Source organism: Streptococcus vicugnae (genome assembly GCF_016461705.1).
Lineage (GTDB): Bacteria > Bacillota > Bacilli > Lactobacillales > Streptococcaceae > Streptococcus > Streptococcus vicugnae.
The window spans coordinates 168928-188785 of sequence record NZ_JAEMHW010000001.1; the positions used below are offsets into that span (position 1 = coordinate 168928).

Below are 19858 nucleotides of genomic sequence, written 5' to 3' on the forward strand. Positions count from 1 at the left end.
ACATGAAGCTATACAAAAATCCCCTTTCATACAAGAAAGGGGATTGTAATGAATTTTAGTCAGAGTACATAATCATAGTTTAGCCATTCTTCTTATGTCTTTTTACTTCTAACACTGCTAAACTTGCCAAGCTTAGAAGACCTACAAAGCTTAAAACATTGCTATTTCTTTGACCTGTTTCTGGCAAAGCACCTGTGCTATTTTCAACTACCTTAGCAGTTTCAAGATTATTAAGAGCATCAAATACAGCTTTATTTTGATTTTGTGCAGTTTCTAAGGCTTGTGACGCTTGATTAGAATCAGTAGACACTTCATTTTCTGCGATTTTATCTTGATAAACAATACCATACTGGCTAAAGTGGTCTACATCAAAGACTGCAAATGTTACAAGGTGACCATCAATAACTCTATTCATTAGTTGGAATGTAAGAGATTGAGGCTGACCATTAACTGGCAGATAAAAAACTTCTGAAATTGTTTTACCAGCATCAACCGGTAAAATGACACGAGCTGTTTTGGTGATATCCAACACATGACCTGCATCATCTGTTGGTTGAATATCAAACAAATCATAATCGTCACCAGTTAAAATTTCTGGTGTTTTAGCATCGTTAGTTTCTTGATGACTTACTTCAATTTTTTTGATATCTTCACGCTCACCTGGCGCTAAAACAACACTAACACCACTCGCTTGGTCATAAAGAGTTCGCTCAGTTTCAGCACTAGGTTTTCTCAAACGTAAAATTGTTGCTGTTAAGGGATCAAGTGTCACACTATTTTCTGTAAATGACACACCTTTTGGATTTAAAATCGCACTTGAACCAGCTTGTTCACTATCTGCAACTACTTCAGCATTCAATAAAGCTTTATAGGCATCTGATAAAACAATATCACGCGCTTTACTATCAGCGTTGATAAAGACAGCATAAATATCTCCGTTACTTGCTTGTGTTTGATAGGCAATAATCAAATCTTCTTGACCTACACCATTTTCATTTGGTACAGTGATTAGTTTAACTTTGCTATCAACTTCTTCCTTAGTCTTAAGGGTAAAGGCGTCAGTTGAGCGACGTAGAGCAATCAAACCTTTTGTATAAACTTGTGTTTTCGCATGTTCTGGATAAGCTGTTTTATCTGTCGCCTTCGTCCAATCAAAATGATTAATCGCATCAGTTGAGTCATAAGAATCACTGATGAAATATGGATAGTCAAATGGTGTGCCATCTAAGTTGGTTAGTAAATCTGATTTTTCTGGTACTTTATCAGCAGAAACAGGAGTCTTATAGGCTTCGTCACGGAATTGTTTGGTGCGGCCATATTCTTGACCTGAATGAATAAAGGCTGTTCCTTGAGAAGTTAAGATAATAAGATTTCCCAAACGTTGACGACGTAGAATCTCAGATTCATTTTCAGCAACTGATGGATCTTTATGGATTGATTTGGCAATAATATCGTGAAGCGTTAAATTATCGTGAGCCGCAATGTATTGAATTACATCACCTGGATCATCCGCTGTGAAATTATTTGGCTGAGCTTTGATAGTGTTAAAGAGTTCTTGTAAATCTTTTACCCCACCAGTGATAAAACATGGTAAACCTTCACTTGGATAACCTGATTTAAGGAGATTACGAATATCATCAGAGAAAGAAGCGACACTATCTGTGTGTGCCATCCAAGTTTGGTCAGCTGGTTGACGACTATCATTAGCATCACCTGCATAAGTTATCCAACCTTCACCAAGCATAATAACATTTGGATTCAAGGCTTTTGCTATATCATAAGCCATCTGAACAGTTTGGGCATCCAAATCTCCCATCATATCAAAACGGAAACCATCTACTTTGAATTCTTTTGTCCAATAGGCAATAGAATCCAAGACCATACGTCGAGTCATGTAGTGAGTTGTTCCTGGACGACCACCGCCAAAGCTTGTCTTAGCTTTGCCATCTGCTTCCATGAAGTGATAATAATTTGGCTCTAAATCTTCAAGAATAGCAAGATCTGCTGTGTGATTATAAACAACATCCAGGATAATGCCCATGCCATGGTTGTGAATTTCATTGATGAGATTCTTAAATTCAGCAATACGTTTAGCTGGATCTGATGGATTTTCAGAATACATCCCTGTCAAAGCAAAATAGCTTTGTGGGTCGTAGCCCCAATTATAGTTTGTATTACTTGAAGCATAATCAGTTAATCGTTGACTATTAATTGCTTCATTAACATAGTAATAACTCATCACTGGTAACAATTGAATATGAGTGACACCTAGACTTTGGAGATAATCTAATTTTTCAGCAAATGCCGCAAATGTCCCAAATTGATTACGAAGCTCTTCTGAAATCGCTGTGTCAGATGTAAAGTCACGGACATGTGCTTCATAAATAATGGCATCTTCACGAGCTGTGTAACCTTTAATATCTGCATAAGTCATGTCTTGATTACCAATAGCACTTGTATCGACAATAGCTGCTTTAGCAACCTTATATGATGGATCTGCTCCTATTAAGTCACTATTCCATTCAGCTAGTGACTTAGCATAAGGATCAAGTGCTAAAACAGTATCCTCACCACGAGTGATTTCATAATGGTAATAATAACCACGATAATCAGTAATTCCTAAACCAAGACTTGGTGTCAATGTCACAGACCAATCGCCCTTATCACCTTTTGCCATGGCAACTTTACCAAGAACTTTTGTTTGGTCATTTTTATCATAAAGTACAAGTGAAACACTGTCAGCACTTGGAGACCAAACAGTCAAATCAACACGCGCTCCTTCTTCAGAAACACGCGCTCCCAATTCACCGTCATAAGCGTATTGTGAATCCATGTATTGCCAACTTCTTTTGGCTTGATAGTGATCTTCAGCATAACTTACAGTATAAGTTGTTGCTGCTGAAAAATCACCTGTAATGGTTACTTTATTGCTTGCAGCATCTAGACTAATAGCTGTAATCGCAACAGGATTACCATCTTTATCGCTTACTTTAAGATTTTCTAAAAGGTTATCTTTATCAGCATCTGCTAAGTTGCTGATAATTGCTGAAAGTTCTGTTTGACTAATTTGTTGTGCTGATGTTAAGCGAACAGTGCTTACAAAATATGGATTCGTATAAATAGTCTTATCCTCATCTTTCAAGAAAATTTGTGTTTGATTAGCTAAATCTTTAAACGTGTAATTATCTGGCTGAATTTTAGCTGCATCCCCTTCTTTAGATTCATCAAGAAGCAAGAAACCAAGTTCATTGAAATCAGCTAAAGGAACATCAATATAGGCACCATATTTGCCAAAATTTTCAAAATCAACGCCATCAGGCCAAGCCCCCATACGAGAAGTGATTGAACCGTCTGCACTACCCCATAGCCAAATCGCTAAATTCTTGTAATTACCATCGCTACGGTAATAATTAATCCGAATTTTTCCTTTTTCAAGTGGAGCATAGTAATTAGCATTGTAATTTTCATCAAACCAAACTTCATTCATGTCCTGGCTAATGAGATTAACCAATTTATCACCTGAAACATTATCACCCTTGCTATTATTGATTAACAGTCCAACCTTGTGACGATTAGCATTTACCAATTTCACATCAAGATAATAACCATAAGCATCACGTTTAGCATTTGAAAAATTAAGAGCTCCGTTTGGCCAAGATTCTGATGGGTGTTCAACATCTTCCCAAGTCCATAAACCAAGGCTAGCTAAATCATCTGATGGCAAAGTCTTAAAATGAACGCGCAGCGTATTTTCAGCAATTGGCTCTTCTTCTGTCTGAGCGATAAAAGCCTGTGTAATAGCACCTGCAGACACTTTTAGCAACATGGTACCACCTTTTGAAATGGCTGGCGCTTCAATATCAAGATAATACTGACCATCTTGTCCAAGGAGAGCTTGATAAGTTGCTCCTGTGTAATAATCAGTCACCGTTGCTGCCTCAGTCAAAAGCAAATGAAGTTTTTGCGATTGGTCTTTGAGATTGTAGAGAATGTAAGCCGCATCTGAGTCATTAGCTCGTTTTGCAAGTAGCCATCCTTGACTGTCATTTACAGCTACAGTACTGTGACTACCACGCGCTAACAATTCACTGTTATCACGACGGAAGGCTAATAATTTTTGATAGTGCTCTAAAACTTCATTATCAGTTACATCATTCCAATCAAATTCATAACGATTGTCATAGTAAGGCCAGTTATTAGCACCAGATTGCCCTAGCTCCTCACCATAATAAATGACTGGTTGCCCTTTAGCAGTTAACAAAAGCGTTGCTGCTAATTTGAGTTTATTTAAATCACCACCAATGCTATACAAGAAACCATCTTCATCATGGCTACCTAGAAATTGTGCCAAGGTATAAGCACTAGTAAGCGCATCATTTCTAGCAATTAATTCATCATTTGCTTCTTTTAAGCGACCATTGACTAATAATTTAGCAATATCTTTGAATCCAAAGTCAAGCAAACTATCCATGCTACCAGTTCCTAAATCACCTTTGGTATCTTTGTAATTAGCTCCCCAACTTTCTCCAACCAAGTGGAAATCAGCATCTTTTAGCGCTAGCTCATTTTTAAAATATTGCCATGTCGTATCATCAACGTGTTTAACAGTGTCGACACGAAAAGCGTAGATACTATTTCCTTTTGCTGTTGTAGATTTTTCAAGCCATGCTGTTTGCCAAGCAACTAATTGCTCTCGCACAGCTTTCTCTTCTGTTTTAAAATCAGGTAGGCCAGATTGTGACCCTTGAATATCATCGCCTTTATCTTCTTCTGGTGTACGTACCATACCAGCAAATTTATCTTCTGTACCATAACCTGAGTGATTTAGTACCACATCAACAATAATATTAATACCACGCTCTGCTGCCTGATCAATCAATTCATGGAAATCATCAAGTGTCCCAAGATGTGGATTAAGTTTTTCAAAATCATCAGCCCAATAGCCATGATAAGCATAATACTCTTTACCAGCTTCAGTGCTAACATTTTGTGGGACATTTTCAACAATTGGTGTTACCCAGATACTTGTTACGCCTAATTGTTTGAGGTAATCAAGTTTAGCGGTAACCCCTTTAAAATCACCACCTTTGTACACACCTGCCTGATTGACAGCTTTAGCGTAGTCTTGATGATAAGGATCATCATTACTTGGATCACCATTGTAAAAACGGTCAGTCAACATGAAGTAAATCACTTGTTCATCCCAGTCGACTTCATTAGCCTGTTTAACTCGCTTGGTTACAGTGACCGAAACCGTCGTATCATAATAACCATTATCTTTATCAAAGACTCGAACAGGAAGACTATAATTTCCGGGTTGAGTATCTGAAGTTGCCGTAATCGTTACACGATTGAGCTCAGGTGACATTTCAATAATACCACCACCGATTTGAGTCGTATCAACTTGCATGCGCGTGATGTCAACATTTTCCGGATTAGTAACTGTCACATCAATCAAATCGGTTTCATTATAATTAAACGGACGGTAACTACTTGCTGCTACTGAAACATTGTGTACTCCAGGGGTAGCTTTTGAAAAGTCCTGTCCTGTAACCGTAGCTACATAATAAGGATTCGTATAGACTGTGGCATCGTCATTATGTAAGAAAATCTGACTATGAATCTCTCGATCAGAAAAGGCCATATCAAGAGTTTTATTACCAGACTTGTCAGGATCATTTTGATTAACTAACAAGAAACCAATATTAGAATCTAACAATTTTGACAGAGGTAGATCAATATAACGACCGTAAGCTCCTTCTTGTGTGAAATCAAGAGCATCTGTTGGCCATGTGCCAAATTGCGAAGCCACATCTCCCCAAGCCCACAGGCCCCAGCCATCATAATTACCGTCATCGCGCTTGTAGTTAATACGAATAATACGGTCATCAGCTAAAGGCTTATAGCTATAAGTCGTAAAATCTGAAGTAACCCAAACTTCATTAGCATCTTTTGATAAAGGTTTAATGCTTTGGTCTGAATCACTAGTCTTCTCACCATTTTTTAGTAAAAGGTAGCCAATGTCACCGTGACTTGCCGCTTGCTTAAGGTCAATGTAGTAACCAAATTCATCTTTCTGATTAGCAGAAAATGGCGTTGCTGCTGCAGGCCAATTATTACCATCAGAAGGTTCAGCTACAGCACCCCAAGTCCACAAGCCATACTGCGCATAATTATCATCTGTTACTGCTTGGTAGTGGACTCGAATCGTATTTTCAGCAATCGGAGGATTTGATACTTGACTGTCAGATTGAGGAGAATTTAGAAGATTAATCTGATTAGCAGTCTCAGTAGTGGTTTCACTAGTAGAAGACTCTGGACCTACTGTTTCTGAATTACTTAGCTCATTAACAGCTTGATTACCTTGACTTTTTGAATTAGCTTCTGAAGTTTGTAAATCTTGTTCAACTTCTTGTTCTGCAGCAACTGTTGGCTGAGACTCAGTCTCATCAACCGAGTTAGTTGGCACGTTAGTTTCTGTGTTTAAGGTCTGATTAACTACCTCAGTAAACTCAGAAGTTTTTTGCTGCTCAGTCACAGAAAGCAAGTTATCACTCATTTCCTCTTCAGCTGCTAGCTGGGCATTTACCTGATCTGCAGAAACGCTTGTTATCCCAGCGCCCCAAAAAAGTGCAGTCGCAATTGCAACCGAAGCGACACCAACTTTTAGCTTACGAATCCCAAAGCACTCTCGCTTTTCTGGGAAAGAAAGTCGACTTATTTTTTTCATTGAAGACCTCCGTCTTAAATTAGTAGTATTTTATGCTTTCAGTATACAAAATACTTTATATTTACGCAAGCGTTTTCGTAAAATAAATATTATATTTAAAAATAGTTTTTATGGTAAATAATTAGACACTAAGAAAAACAGAGTGCAATCGATTGCTTTTGGACACAATAAAAAGGGTAGAACTTTTTCTACCCTTTTTTTAACTTAATAATTTGTAATTTCTGGTCGGTCGTGAACATTGCTCTTTTTGCCTTGACGAGCCTCTAAAACAGCTTCGACATCATCAGTAGTAACACCAGTTTCAACTAGCATAACTGCCAAATGATATAAAACATCTGCTGTTTCATTAGCGATTTCATCTTTGTCAGCATTTTTAGCAGCGATAACAACTTCAGTTGCTTCCTCACCAACTTTTTTCAAAATCTTATCCAAGCCTTTGTCAAAAAGGTAATTAGTGTAAGAACCTTCTTTAGGATTTTCTTTACGATCTAAGGCTTCTTTATAAAGTGTTTCTAACATAGTTTTCCTTTCTATAAAATATCATTGAAGAAACAGCTGTAAGCACCTGTGTGACAAGCTGCTCCTTCTTGTTTTACAGCCACAAGTAGCGTGTCACAATCACAATCCGTCTTAATTGACTTAACATACTGGTAATGACCACTTGTTGCTCCTTTATGCCAAAGTTCATTTCGTGAGCGACTCCAATAATGCATTTGTTTTGTCTCTAATGTTAAACGGTAAGCTTCTTCATTCATGTAAGCAAGCATTAACACTTGCCCAGTCTGATAATCAGTAACAATTACAGGAAGAAGACCGCCTTGTTTAGCAAAATCAAGTTTAATATCACTCATTGTCTCACCTCGATTCCAGCTTTGGTCATGGCTGATTTGGTGTCAGCAATCGATACTTCTCCATAGTGGAAAATCGATGCAGCTAAAGCACCTGTAGCTGTTGTCTTTTCAAATACTTCTACCATGTGCTCAATATTTCCAGCTCCCCCAGAAGCAATAATAGGAACATTGACCACATCAGCAACTGCATTTAACATATCTAAATCAAACCCTGATTTAGTACCATCTTTATCCATACTAGTGAGAAGAATTTCACCAGCACCAAGACTAACAACTTTTTTTGCCCATTCAATCAAATCAATGCCTGTATCCTTACGACCACCAGCAACATAGACATGCCAAGTGCCATCTTCTTCTTTTCGAGCATCAATAGCTGAAACAACACACTGATTACCAAACTTTTCAGCACAATCTTTAATCAATTGCGGATTAGCTACCGCTGATGAGTTAACCGCCACTTTATCAGCACCAGCTTTAAGCATTTTATTCATATCCTCGACAGAGCGAATACCTCCACCAACTGTAAATGGAATAAAAACTTGGTCAGCAACGCGTCTCACCATATCAACCGTCGTATCACGTTTTTCGTGTGTCGCTGTAATGTCTAAGAAAACCAATTCATCACAACCAGCTTCATAGTAGGCACGCGCGGCATCAACAGGATCTCCAACATCGGTTAAATTAACAAAATTAACTCCTTTAACCACACGCCCATCTTTTACATCAAGACAAGGAATAATGCGTTTTTTCAGCATAGACTATCCTCCAAAAGCTTTCAATTCTTCAAGACTAATATTGCCATTATAGTAAGCTTTACCAACGATTGTCCCAGCAACACCAATTTCTTGTAATTTCACTAAATCACCCTTCTCAGCAATACCACCTGAAGCAATGACTTTAGCCGTTGTTAATTCAGCAACCAAGCGCTCATAATGTTCAAAATTAGGTCCTGTTAGTGTCCCATCTCGATCTACATCGGTGTAAACAAAGAGAGTCACTCCAATTTTTTCCATAGCTTTAGCTAAACTAATGTAGTCAACATTACTTGTTTCTAACCAACCTTCAGTGGCTACGTAACCATTTTTGGCATCAATACCGACAACAATTTTATCGCTACCAAACTTTTCTAAAGCTGCTTTAACAAAATCTGGATTCTTCACTGCCATTGATCCGATAATCACACGGTCAATACCCACAGCCAAATAATCTTCAATCTGTTCAAGCGTACGAATGCCACCACCGACTTCAACGCCAAGGCCAGATTCTTTTTTTAATTTGGCAATCAAATCACGATTAGTAGCTCTACCATCAAGAGCACCATCTAAATCCACAACATGAATAAATTCAATGCCAGCTTGAGCGAAAATTTTAGCTTGCCCAAGTACATCAGGGTTAACAATAGTCTTTTGATTAAAATCACCTTTAAAAAGACGAACCGCCTGCCCTTCTTTAATATCAATAGCTGGAAGAATCTGCATCATTAAACTCCTTTTCTTTTTTAACACTATACCTAAAAGATACTTTTAAATCTCAATAGCTGATTTATTTTTCACATAGAGCAATAAACTTTTTAAGTATACCCAAACCAACATCGCCAGATTTTTCAGGGTGAAACTGTGCTCCATAGACATTATCTTTGTGAATCATAGCTGGCACATCAATGCCATAATCAGCTGTCACATCAATGTATTCTTTCGGAACATCTGTAAAGTAACTGTGCACAAAATAGACAGACTGATTTTCTAGTCCTTCTGTTAATGGGCTAGTGTGTTTAACTATCAAATTATTCCAGCCCATATGTGGTACAGGCTTAGCTTTAGTTGCTTGTATTTCACGACAAACGCCTGGAATAAAACCAAGACCAGCTGTTTCTTGGTGTTCTAAACCAACCTCAGTTAAAACTTGCATGCCAAGACAAATTCCTAATAAAGGTGTCCCTTTAGCAACAGCTTCCTTAATCACTGGAACCAAGCCACGTTTAGTTAGCTCAGCCATAGCTGCCGGATAAGCACCAACACCTGGTAAAATCAAACCACTGGCAGCCAAAATTTTAGTCGGATTGCTGGATAATTCAGCCTCAACACCAATTTTTTTCAAAGCTCTTAAAACATTAGCAGTATTTCCTGCATCATAATCAATCACAATAATCATTAGCTAAGTTATCAAACCTTGTAAACACCACTAAGTAAAGGCGTTTTGGCTGATTTTCCTTTCTATTTTCTATTAAAGTGAACCTTTTGTAGAATTAACACCATGAATTTCTGGGTTAATCGTAATAGCTTCGCGAAGTGCACGACCAGTCGCTTTGAACAAACTTTCTGATTTATGGTGGTTATTTTTACCATGCAAAATCTTCAAGTGCAAATTCATTTGAACATTGAAAGCAAAAGCTTGGAAAAATTCCTCAACAAGTTCTGTATCAAAATTGCCAAGTTTTGGATTATCAAATTCACAATCAAACACAAGGTAGCTACGTCCCGACAAATCAAGACTAGCCATTCCCAATGTTTCATCCATAGGAACAAATGATGTTCCATATCGATTGATACCAGCTTTATCTCCCAAAGCTTCTTTCAATGCTTGCCCTAAAACAATTCCCACATCTTCAACAGTGTGGTGACTATCGACATAAAGATCTCCATCAGCTTTAACCACAAGAGAAATACGACTGTGCCTTGCAAAAAGGGTTAGCATGTGGTCAAAGAAACCAACTCCAGTATTGATATCAACTGGTTCTTGAGCATCCAAGTTAAGGCTCAATTTGATTTTAGTTTCAAAGGTATTACGTTCAATTTCTGCTTGTCTCATAATAACTCCTTTTCCTTTGATTGTTTATAATGAGTTACTTTACTTATCTTGATTATCTAAAATATCAATAACCTTGTATAAATCTGCTTCATTAATTTGGTAAGGTGCTTCTTTTCGAACAATTGGCTTAGCACAAAAAGCAACCCCAATGCCAGCTGTTTTAATCATTGGCAAATCATTAGCACCATCACCCATTGCAATGGTTTGACGTAATTCCAAATCATTTTCAGCTGCCCATTTAATAAGACTTGCTTTCTTAACGTCTTTTGTAACCACGTCACCAAGAACTTTTCCTGTCAAAAGGCCATCTTTGACTTCTAAGCGATTAGCTTTGACATAATCGAGACCGATGCGCTTTGCTAAAACATCTACAGTTTCATGGAAACCACCTGACACAACAGCCACCTTGTAACCACGACGATGAAGCTCAGCTACCAATTTTTCAGCACCATTTGTAAAATGCATACGAGCAAGTACTTTGTCAAAGATACTTTCAGGCAAGCCTTTTAGCAAACCAACACGTTCATCTAAAGCTTGTTTGAAATCTAACTCACCATTCATGGCACGTGCAGTGATATCAGCAATTTTTGCACCAACACCTGCTTCTTCACCTAATAAATCAATGCCTTCTTCTTGAATGAGGGTTGAGTCCACATCCATTACCAATAAACCATTTACTTTAGTCATGACGCACCTCGATTGCTTTAGCGTGAGCTTGCAAACCTTCTGCATAAGCAAGCGTTGTTATATCGTGACTAGCAGCATTGACAGCATCCTTAGAGTATTGCATGTATTGAATTCGTTTCACAAAATCATGCACTCCTAGTGCTGATGAAAAGCGACTAGTGCTTGTTGTCGGCAAGACGTGGTTAGCACCAGCATAGTAATCTCCAATAGGCTCACTTGTAAAATGACCTAAAAAAACTGAACCAGCGTTTTGAACTTTATCAAGGTAATCGTAAGCATTGTCCATTGCTAATTCCAAATGCTCTGGAGCGACCTGGTTCATCAAATCAAACATAGCTTCAACAGAATCAGCAATAATAATACGACCATTATTTACAACTGACGCACGCGCAATTTCTTCACGTGGCAAAGCTTTAAGCTGTTCATCAATCTCTTTTTCAACAGCATCAGCTAATCTAGCTGAATCAGTCACCAAAATTGCACGAGCACGCACGTCATGTTCAGCTTGAGAAAGCAAATCTGCAGCAACGTATTTAGGATTAGCTGAGCTGTCTGCAATCACTCCAATTTCAGAAGGTCCCGCAATCATATCAATTCCTACCAAGCCATAAACCATCTTCTTAGCTGTCGCAACAAAGATGTTTCCTGGTCCAGTAATCTTATCTACTCGAGGAATCGTTTCTGTACCATATGCCAATGCAGCAACACCTTGAGCACCGCCAACTTGGTAAATCTTATCAACACCAGCAAGCGATGCAGCTACCAAAATAGCTGGTTCGAAATGCTTTTGAGGTGGTGTAATCATAATGATTTCTTTAACGCCAGCAATTTTCGCTGGAATCACATTCATCAAAACTGACGATGGATAAGCAGCTGTTCCTCCTGGGACATAAACACCAGCACGTTCAATTGGACGAATCAATTGACCACGTAGGACACCGTCTGTAGGTTGATCTTCAAAACCAGATTCTAATTGTTGCTTGTGATAACTTTCAATGTTAGCTTTTGCATTTTTTAACGCTTCTAAAACTTCAGCGTCGATTTCCTCAAAAGCTTGATCAATCAAATCTTGACCAACTTCAAAATCATCCAAGGTAATCTTATCAAATTTTTCTGAGTAAGCTTTGAGAGCTTTATCTCCATTTTCTTTGACATCTTCCAAAATTTGGCGAACCGCATCATCAACATCAAGATTTTCTTTACTTAATTCAAGTTGTTCTTGGTAGAGAATTTTTGAAATTTCTTCTGTCGTTCCTGTTAAACGTTTCATTTAAAAGCTACCTCCTCATTTCCGACGATACTTTCCAATTTTTGGATAAATGGCATAATTTCAGGATTATTTTTCAAAGCCGCTTTGTTCACAATCAAGCGAGCAGAGATACGGCAAATATCTTCGTAAACTTTAAGACCATTTGCCACTAAAGTATTTCCTGTTTCAACAATATCAACAATGGCATCCGCTAAGCCAATAACAGGAGCAATCTCGACACTACCTTGGATAGAGATAATTTCGACGTCTTCTCCTTTTTTATTAAAATAGTCTGTGGCAATTGTTGGGTATTTTGTGGCAATACGTTTACGCTTATGGTCATGTGGTTTGTAGTCATCTGTTGAAGCTACTGAGAATTTACACAAACCAAAATTCAAATCTAACATTTCAAGATAGCCAATCGGATGTTCAATTAACAAATCTTTACCAACTACACCAAGATCAGCAACGCCATGGCGCACATAAGTTGTGACATCTGGTGCCTTGACAAGTAAAAAGCGGAATTTCTTATCTGGACTTTCAAAAATTAAATTGCGGCCCTTGTCTGCCATAAATGACATGTCAAACCCTGCTTTTTCCAAAAGTTTTACAGTATCTTTTTCAATACGCCCTTTGGTTAAAGCAATGGTAATTTGATTTTCCATTTAGGCACCTCCTTCTAAACTATCATGTACAGCTTGGTAAATAGCATCGATATCTACTGCCCAACCAACAGCTGTTAATTTTTTAGCTTCAAATCGTTCAAAAAGTTTATCGTAACGACCACCTGAAGCAAAGGCATCTGGAACCTTATCACCAAAAACCTTAAACATGACACCAGTGTAATATGGCATTGATGGAATTTGCGCCAAATCAATATTACTTTCTGGTAAAATATCAGAAACTTGTTCAAGAAGTTCTTCCAAATCTGTCAACGCTGCCAAGATTGCCTCATTTTTAACAAGCTTACGAGCTTCGTTGAGGACTTGATGACTTTCACCAAAAAGGTATGGTAAATTTTTCAAAAAGTCATCAAACTCACTTGGATACTTCTTAGTCAACTCATTTAGCTGTGTGATATTTTTATCTTTAATGGCTACGTCCAATTCTTTTTCGGCCGCAACTGGCAAATTCAAATCTTCAAAAATCGTTTGTAAAATTCCTGCATGTGAAAATTCAAATTGATAAGAGGGAATATCCGCTTTATCAAGCGATGCTTTGGCTGAAGCAATTGCCTCGTAAACCGCTTCTTTAGCAGGATAACCAACAATTTCAATCCCAGCTTGCGTGTGTTCGTTCATCAATCCACGCATTTCTTCATTGTATTTAAAAACTTTGCCAGAATATGAAAACTTGATTGGTGTTTCAACTTGCGTCGAAGCAATGACACGACCAATTTGACTGGTAATATCTGGACGAAGTGTCAGCAGTTCACCGCTTTTATCAAAAAAATTGTAATTATTTTTAGTAATGGTATCACTAAAGACTTCGAAATGTTCCAAGGTAGGTGTTTCAATGCGATTAAAACCTTGACTCATCAAAAAGTCACTAATATCTCGTTCAATTTTGTAGGTCACACGTGCTCGTTTGAATAATTTATCGTGCATTCCTACTGGTAATGTTGTCTTCTTCATTCAATCACTCCTCAAATCATTTCACATTAAAGTGCTAAAAAATCCTTAATTGCCTTAAGCACTTCTTCCATTTCATCTTGTCTACCAATTGAAATACGCAAATGATTTTTAATACGTTCAACTTTTGGGAAATAACGGACATAAATATTTTTCGCTTGCAAGTAGTTAAATAGCTCACCTGCGCTATTTTTAGGACATTTCGCTAAAATAAAATTAGTTTTGGATTCTAAAACTGTAAAATCTAGAAATCTTAATTCATCAGTAAACCAATCCCTGGTTGTCATGATTTTCTGACAAGTTTCTTCGTAATAATCCCAGGATTCAACGGCTGCAAGAGCTAATTTCTCAGCAATCAGATCAACATTATAAGGATTCACTGAGTTTTTAACAGTATTGATAACTGCCATTAGTTTAGGACTTCCCATACCATAACCCACACGAAGACCGGCAAGAGAGGCATCTTTTGAAAATGTACGCGTGATAAACACATTCTCATATTTTTTAAGCAATGGCAGAGCTGTTTCACCACCGAAATTGATATAAGCTTCATCGATGATGACGACGACATCTTGATTAGCACGAATAATCTTTTCCAAGTCATCAAGCGATTTATAAATTCCAGTAGGTGCATTTGGATTAGTAATGATAACTCCGCCATTATCAGCAATATAATCACTTGAATTAATTTCAAAATCACTAGTTAACGGAATTTCATGATAATTGACGTGATATAAATCTGCCCATACCTTGTAAAATCCATAAGTCAAATCAGGAAATAGAACTGGCTCATCGCTATTGAAAAATGCTAAGAATGCCATTGATAAAATATCATCAGAACCATTACCAACAATAATTTGATCTGGATCAAGACCATGTTGCTTAGCGAGTGCAATACGCAATGATTTTTGATCTAATGTTGAATATTTTCGCAATTGATGGACGTCAAAATGCGCAAAAACTTCTGCTACTTTTGGACTTGGTCCGTAAGCATTTTCGTTTGTATTTAATTTAATTAAATTTTCACCGCTTGGTTGACTTCCGGCAACATAAGGTTCAATCTCTCTCAATCCTTTTATAGTTGTCATAATATGTTCCTTTCTATTTTCTGATATAAAAAAGACGCCCTCGCAAAAAAACTTTGCAAGGACGTTAAAAACGTGGTTCCACCTCTGATTCAACAGCCAGTCGCCTAGACTGTTCTCATGAAGTACGTGACTTCTATTCCGTAACGTGGAATCACCCGTCGTGCACTACTAACTGATAAAAGCAGCATTCGCACACGCACTCAAGAATGTGTCGCCCAAGGATTGCACGCTTTTCTCACCACCAAGCACTCTCTGTCTGTTGTCTCAGGCTTTTTCTATCGTCGCTTTTTTATATTAAAGTTATTTTACAAGAAAATTCTGAAAATAGCAAGCCATATTTTCGGATTTTTTATATTTATTTAAATTCCTGTAAATATTGTATAAATACCAATAAATTATGTATAAAAAAAAAGACAATCCAAGGATTGTCTTTTTAACTTTATTTAGAAACGAATTTGTTCACGTGTCTTTTCATATGATGATACAAAACGATCAGTAACACCTGGTTCAACTGTTTCAAGAGCATATGAGATTTCATCAAATGATGCTTGATAATCGTTGTCTACTTCAAAAAGATGCAAAGCATGTTCGAAACTACTTTGAACGCTTGGTTCAAAGCTACGGTAACGGTTTGAGTATTGTAACAATTGTTCAGTCAATGTTGCATTTTGAACAACTTGGTAAGTTGCTTCTTCAAGATTAGCAATTGCCGCAGTAGCAACGTCTGTCAAACGAGACACTGCTTCAATATCAATACGTCCACGACTAAGTTCATCAATCAATACTTCTAACTGTTTACTTGTTGTGAAGAATGCACTCAAGAAATCTTGAGGAATTCCTGGCAAGTTACGTTTTTCCATGTAACGTTTGATTGAATGCAAACGATTAATGTATTGATCCAAGCTTTGACGAGCAACACTTTCAATCTGTTCAATGTTCTTAACTTGTTCAAAGACTTGCATTTGGCCTTCTTCAACCGCATCAAGAGTTTTCAATGTGCGATCAAAAATCAATTGAAGTTCTGAGAATGGTTTATCTTGATTATCAAATACTTCAACGATTGGCAAGGTTTCTTGTTCAATTTCATCCAAGTTCTTAGTGAATGAACGAAGGCTAAGATTTTCATTGTCATTCAAGATGTATTTGTGAGACAAACGTTTGATTTCGTGTTCCAATTTTTCATTATTGGATTTAGCATGTGCCAAATAATCTGGAATAATTTTACTGTCCTTAAGCGCAGCCTTGTGAGCAGCAATTTCACGTTCAAACAATTCATACAATGAATCAATTTTTTCTTGAATGTGTTCATTTTCATCACGCGCACGATCCAAGTCCAAAGTTACAAGTTCAGAAGAATTTGCACGAATGGCATCACGAACTTCTTGGAAACGAGATTCGATGTCTCTTTCAGCAAAGTGATAATTTTGTTCAAGCAGACGACGGTAACCTTGTTCCAAATCATCAAGTTGATCTGGAAAATCATCTTCCAATTTAGCAACAATTGCTGGAATTTGCTCTGAAATTTGACCAAGTGCAATAGTGTGTTCTTCAGCACGATCAAGCACTTCTGACGCTTCAACCGGGTCACCAGTTGAGTTAAGTGTCACAAATTGAGAGAACTCAGTTTCAATGTTCTTCAATTGTTTCTCAACTTCAGACATTGTTGAACCAAAATTGTCTTCTTTTTCTGAAATAGACGCTTGAAGTGTTTCATACAAGTCCAAAGCATGTTTAACTCGAGCACTGTTCTTTTCTTCTTGTTCTTTCAAAACAGCAAGTGCTTCTCGAATAGCATTAATATCTTCTTCAACCAAGTTCAATTGGCTTTCAACGTTGTCAATTTCATGTTTAGCACTGATAAATTTGAAACTATCATTAAGGTCTTCTGCTTCAAAAATATGGTTTTCAATATCTGAAAATGAATTTAATGAAAGGTCAACCCATTTTTGGTTCCATTCACGAAATGTTGTTTGACTTTGCCCGATAAGATGAAGGTTTTTGACAGCTTCTACTTCTTCATTGACTGGTAATCCAAATAACGATTGCTTTCTTTCTTCTAAACTTGCAATCAATGAATCATTTCGTTTGCGTACAATGACGCCAACTAAATAAGCAATAATGACTAAAACAACTATTGCTACAAGCAGTAAAATAATTCCGCTCGACATTTAAAACTCCTTATAAATTGTCTTTTTTATCGTAAAAAATAGCTATAACATTACGATTATAACATACTTAGAGATTGTGTGCAGTATTTTTATGTTAATATTCGATTAAATATCAAGCGTACTATAAACCGCATTTTCTTCGATGAACTCACGACGTGGTTCAACCTTATCTCCCATAAGCATATCAAAAATCTTATCTGCTTCGGCAGCGTCATCAACAGAGACACGCGCCATTAATCGATTTTCTGGATCCATTGTGGTTGCCCAGAGTTGGTGATCATCCATTTCTCCAAGACCTTTGTATCGTTGAACAGATGGTTTTGAACGACCATTGCTATAACGTTCAATCGCTGCTTGTAGTTCAACTTCTTGGTTAGCTCCAGGTTGGATATATTCTTTAATTTCGCTACCAACTTTAACACCATAAATTGGTGGTTGCGCGATGTAAACATAACCTGCCTCCAATACAGGACGCATGAAACGATAAATCAATGTCAAAAGCAACGTGCGAATGTGAGCACCATCGACATCGGCATCGGTCATGATAACAAGTTTGTGGTAGCGTGCCTTAGTAACGTCAAAATCAGCTCCGAAACCAGTTCCCATAGCAGTAAACAAACTACGGATTTCTTCGTTAGCAAGAATTTTATCCATACTTGCTTTTTCAACGTTCAAGATTTTACCTCGAATTGGTAGAATTGCTTGGTGCTCGCGGTCACGTCCTGATTTTGCAGAACCACCCGCAGAGTCCCCTTCGACGATAAACAATTCATTCATTGTTGCGTCGTTTGAAGAACAGTCAGCCAATTTACCAGGAAGGTTTGAAATTTCAAGTCCTGATTTCTTACGTGTTACTTCACGCGCACGTTTAGCAGCGATACGCGCTTTAGAAGCAAGAATACCTTTTTCAACGATTTTCTTAGCAATTTGAGGATTTTCTAACAAGAAACGTCCAAAAGCATCGCTAAACAAACGGTTCGTAATCTTAACAACTTCTGAGTTACCAAGTTTTGTTTTGGTTTGTCCTTCAAATTGTGGATTAGGGTGTTTAACAGAAATAACAGCTGTTAAACCTTCGCGGACATCATCACCTGTTAAATTATCGTCTTTTTCTTTCAACAGTTTGTTTTGACGAGCATAATCGTTAATCACACGTGTCAAGGCTGTACGGAAACCTTGCTCGTGAGTACCACCTTCATGCGTGTGAATGTTATTCGCAAAACTCATCACTGTCTCATGATAGCCAGTTGTGTATTGCATAGCAACTTCAACTGAGATACCGTCCATTTCACCGTCAGTATAAATTGGTGTATCAAAGATGACATCTTTATTTTCGTTAATAAATTCAACGTAACTTGAGATACCACCTTCGTAGTGATAATGCTGTTCTTGTTCGATACCTTCACGTTTATCAGTAATTGAAATACGTAAACCGCGATTCAAGAAAGCAAGTTCTTGAATACGTTTAGCTAATTTATCAAAATCAAATACTGTTGTTTCTGTGAAAATTTCACCGTCTGGAGTAAAGTGAACTGTTGTTCCATGACGATCTGTATCTCCAATAACTTTCAAATCATCAACAACGTGACCACGACGGTATTCTTGATAATGGATTTTTCCATCACGGTAAACAGAAACATCCAATTGTGTTGAAAGGGCGTTAACAACAGATGAACCTACCCCGTGAAGACCACCTGATACTTTATAACCGCCTCCGCCAAATTTACCTCCGGCGTGCAAGACTGTAAAGACTGTTTCAACGGCTGGACGACCAGTTTTTTCTTGAATATCTACCGGAATACCACGTCCATCATCGACAACTGTAATTGAATTATCTTTCTCAATGAAAACCTCAATGTGTGTCGCAAATCCTGCTAAGGCTTCATCGATTGAGTTATCAACGATTTCCCAGACTAAGTGGTGCAAACCTTCTTTTGAAGTTGAACCGATATACATACCTGGGCGCATACGTACAGCTTCAAGTCCTTCTAAGACCTGAATCTGACTGGCATCGTACTCTTTCGCTAATTCTGCTAAATTTTTATTTTCTTCCGTCATTTACTTCACTATCTCCAATAAGGATTTTTTTCCATCAACTAACAAGGTATCAAAGCCAGCAGCCTGACCAGCTTCTTTATCAATTTCACGATCTCCAATAACTAAAGCATTATCAATCTTATACTTTTTCTTAAGGTATAACATTGATTCTGGGTTAGGTTTACGAGCAAAGCCGCTTTCTGAGGTAACGACTTCTGTGAAATAAGGGAGTACCTTTGTTTTTTCTAAAATATCAAGGACTTGTTTATTTCGATGAGAAACCAAGAAATTTCTCCCACCGCTTGCCACAATTGCCTGCAAAACTTCGCTGGCGCCCGTAAAAAGAACCGGTGTTTTCAAATAATCAGCTTCTAATGCTTTATATGCTTTCAAAAATTGTGGTTGGTTTGGGATAAATTTCTTAACAGCGGCATCTGTTGATTCTTTTAGCTTTTCATAGACATCATCATGTGATGCTTGACATCCAAAATCCGCCAAAGTTTTCACAAAAGCCTGAGTGGACATTTCATAATTATCGAGTAAAGTGCCACCCAAATCCCAGATATAATCATGGTAATTCATAACCAATATTATATCACATTTTTACAT

At 37.6% G+C, this 19858-nt stretch carries 15 protein-coding genes; all 15 read right to left on the bottom strand.

Going from position 1 to position 19858, the window contains the following annotated elements; genetic code table 11:
- Window positions 1-79 precede the first annotated feature (79 nt).
- Window positions 80-6730 (bottom strand): pullulanase, encoded by a 6651-nt coding sequence (locus JG537_RS00840; protein ID WP_199542472.1) that lies wholly within the window; start codon window positions 6728-6730, stop codon window positions 80-82.
- A 204-nt stretch (window positions 6731-6934) separates the two neighbouring features.
- Complete coding sequence (gene hisE, locus JG537_RS00845) at window positions 6935-7249, bottom strand: phosphoribosyl-ATP diphosphatase (RefSeq protein ID WP_199542475.1); 315 nt, start codon at window positions 7247-7249, stop codon at window positions 6935-6937.
- Between the two features lie 11 nt (window positions 7250-7260).
- The gene (hisI, locus tag JG537_RS00850) at window positions 7261-7581 is read right to left on the bottom strand and encodes a phosphoribosyl-AMP cyclohydrolase (RefSeq protein ID WP_132869324.1); all 321 of its coding nucleotides are present in this window, start codon (window positions 7579-7581) and stop codon (window positions 7261-7263) included.
- Window positions 7578-8336, bottom strand: a complete 759-nt coding sequence (gene hisF, locus JG537_RS00855) for an imidazole glycerol phosphate synthase subunit HisF (RefSeq protein WP_132869325.1) — start codon at window positions 8334-8336, stop codon at window positions 7578-7580. The genes hisI and hisF overlap by 4 nt, the downstream gene beginning before the upstream one ends.
- Window positions 8337-8339: 3 nt before the next feature.
- The gene (gene hisA / locus JG537_RS00860; RefSeq protein WP_199543591.1) at window positions 8340-9059 is read right to left on the bottom strand and encodes a 1-(5-phosphoribosyl)-5-[(5-phosphoribosylamino)methylideneamino]imidazole-4-carboxamide isomerase; all 720 of its coding nucleotides are present in this window, start codon (window positions 9057-9059) and stop codon (window positions 8340-8342) included.
- 64 nt (window positions 9060-9123) lie between these two features.
- On the bottom strand, window positions 9124-9732 hold the full coding sequence (hisH, locus tag JG537_RS00865) for an imidazole glycerol phosphate synthase subunit HisH (RefSeq protein WP_199542478.1): 609 nt from the start codon (window positions 9730-9732) through the stop codon (window positions 9124-9126).
- Window positions 9733-9804: 72 nt separating this feature from the next.
- Complete coding sequence (gene hisB, locus JG537_RS00870; protein WP_132869327.1) at window positions 9805-10389, bottom strand: imidazoleglycerol-phosphate dehydratase HisB; 585 nt, start codon at window positions 10387-10389, stop codon at window positions 9805-9807.
- 39 nt (window positions 10390-10428) lie between these two features.
- Window positions 10429-11076 carry a phosphoserine phosphatase SerB gene (gene serB, locus JG537_RS00875; protein ID WP_132869328.1) on the bottom strand — a complete coding sequence of 216 codons (648 nt, stop codon included), beginning with the start codon at window positions 11074-11076 and terminating at the stop codon, window positions 10429-10431.
- Window positions 11069-12346 (bottom strand): histidinol dehydrogenase, encoded by a 1278-nt coding sequence (gene hisD, locus JG537_RS00880; RefSeq protein ID WP_132869329.1) that lies wholly within the window; start codon window positions 12344-12346, stop codon window positions 11069-11071. Before hisD ends, serB begins: the two co-directional genes overlap by 8 nt.
- Entirely contained in the window at window positions 12343-12990 is a 648-nt protein-coding gene (gene hisG / locus JG537_RS00885; RefSeq protein ID WP_074481505.1) for an ATP phosphoribosyltransferase, read from the bottom strand. The genes hisD and hisG overlap by 4 nt, the downstream gene beginning before the upstream one ends.
- Window positions 12991-13959 carry an ATP phosphoribosyltransferase regulatory subunit gene (locus JG537_RS00890; RefSeq protein WP_132869330.1) on the bottom strand — a complete coding sequence of 323 codons (969 nt, stop codon included), beginning with the start codon at window positions 13957-13959 and terminating at the stop codon, window positions 12991-12993.
- 26 nt (window positions 13960-13985) lie between these two features.
- A complete protein-coding gene (gene hisC, locus JG537_RS00895) occupies window positions 13986-15044 on the bottom strand; it encodes a histidinol-phosphate transaminase (protein ID WP_199542481.1) in 1059 nt (352 codons plus the stop codon).
- Window positions 15045-15487: 443 nt separating this feature from the next.
- A complete protein-coding gene (gene ezrA / locus JG537_RS00900; protein ID WP_199542484.1) occupies window positions 15488-17212 on the bottom strand; it encodes a septation ring formation regulator EzrA in 1725 nt (574 codons plus the stop codon).
- A 105-nt stretch (window positions 17213-17317) separates the two neighbouring features.
- A complete protein-coding gene (gene gyrB, locus JG537_RS00905; protein WP_074481501.1) occupies window positions 17318-19270 on the bottom strand; it encodes a DNA topoisomerase (ATP-hydrolyzing) subunit B in 1953 nt (650 codons plus the stop codon).
- Window positions 19271-19831: an HAD-IA family hydrolase gene (locus JG537_RS00910; protein ID WP_199542487.1), complete on the bottom strand. Its 561-nt coding sequence runs from the start codon at window positions 19829-19831 to the stop codon at window positions 19271-19273. It abuts the gene before it with no gap.
- Between the last annotated feature and the right edge of the window lie 27 nt (window positions 19832-19858).

Bases quoted from the DNA above. Each gene is read 5' to 3' on its own strand.
- hisG (WP_074481505.1), bottom strand. From the start codon at position 12,990: ATGGAAAATCAAATTACCATTGCTTTAACCAAAGGGCGTATTGAAAAA.
- hisH (WP_199542478.1), bottom strand. From the start codon at position 9,732: ATGATTATTGTGATTGATTATGATGCAGGAAATACTGCTAATGTTTTA.
- hisA (WP_199543591.1), bottom strand. From the start codon at position 9,059: ATGCAGATTCTTCCAGCTATTGATATTAAAGAAGGGCAGGCGGTTCGT.
- gyrB (WP_074481501.1), bottom strand. From the start codon at position 19,270: ATGACGGAAGAAAATAAAAATTTAGCAGAATTAGCGAAAGAGTACGAT.
- hisD (WP_132869329.1), bottom strand. From the start codon at position 12,346: ATGAAACGTTTAACAGGAACGACAGAAGAAATTTCAAAAATTCTCTAC.
- hisI (WP_132869324.1), bottom strand. From the start codon at position 7,581: ATGAGTGATATTAAACTTGATTTTGCTAAACAAGGCGGTCTTCTTCCT.
- JG537_RS00910 (WP_199542487.1), bottom strand. From the start codon at position 19,831: ATGAATTACCATGATTATATCTGGGATTTGGGTGGCACTTTACTCGAT.
- serB (WP_132869328.1), bottom strand. From the start codon at position 11,076: ATGACTAAAGTAAATGGTTTATTGGTAATGGATGTGGACTCAACCCTC.
- ezrA (WP_199542484.1), bottom strand. From the start codon at position 17,212: ATGTCGAGCGGAATTATTTTACTGCTTGTAGCAATAGTTGTTTTAGTC.
- hisE (WP_199542475.1), bottom strand. From the start codon at position 7,249: ATGTTAGAAACACTTTATAAAGAAGCCTTAGATCGTAAAGAAAATCCT.
- hisF (WP_132869325.1), bottom strand. From the start codon at position 8,336: ATGCTGAAAAAACGCATTATTCCTTGTCTTGATGTAAAAGATGGGCGT.
- JG537_RS00890 (WP_132869330.1), bottom strand. From the start codon at position 13,959: ATGAAGAAGACAACATTACCAGTAGGAATGCACGATAAATTATTCAAA.
- JG537_RS00840 (WP_199542472.1), bottom strand. From the start codon at position 6,730: ATGAAAAAAATAAGTCGACTTTCTTTCCCAGAAAAGCGAGAGTGCTTT.
- hisC (WP_199542481.1), bottom strand. From the start codon at position 15,044: ATGACAACTATAAAAGGATTGAGAGAGATTGAACCTTATGTTGCCGGA.
- hisB (WP_132869327.1), bottom strand. From the start codon at position 10,389: ATGAGACAAGCAGAAATTGAACGTAATACCTTTGAAACTAAAATCAAA.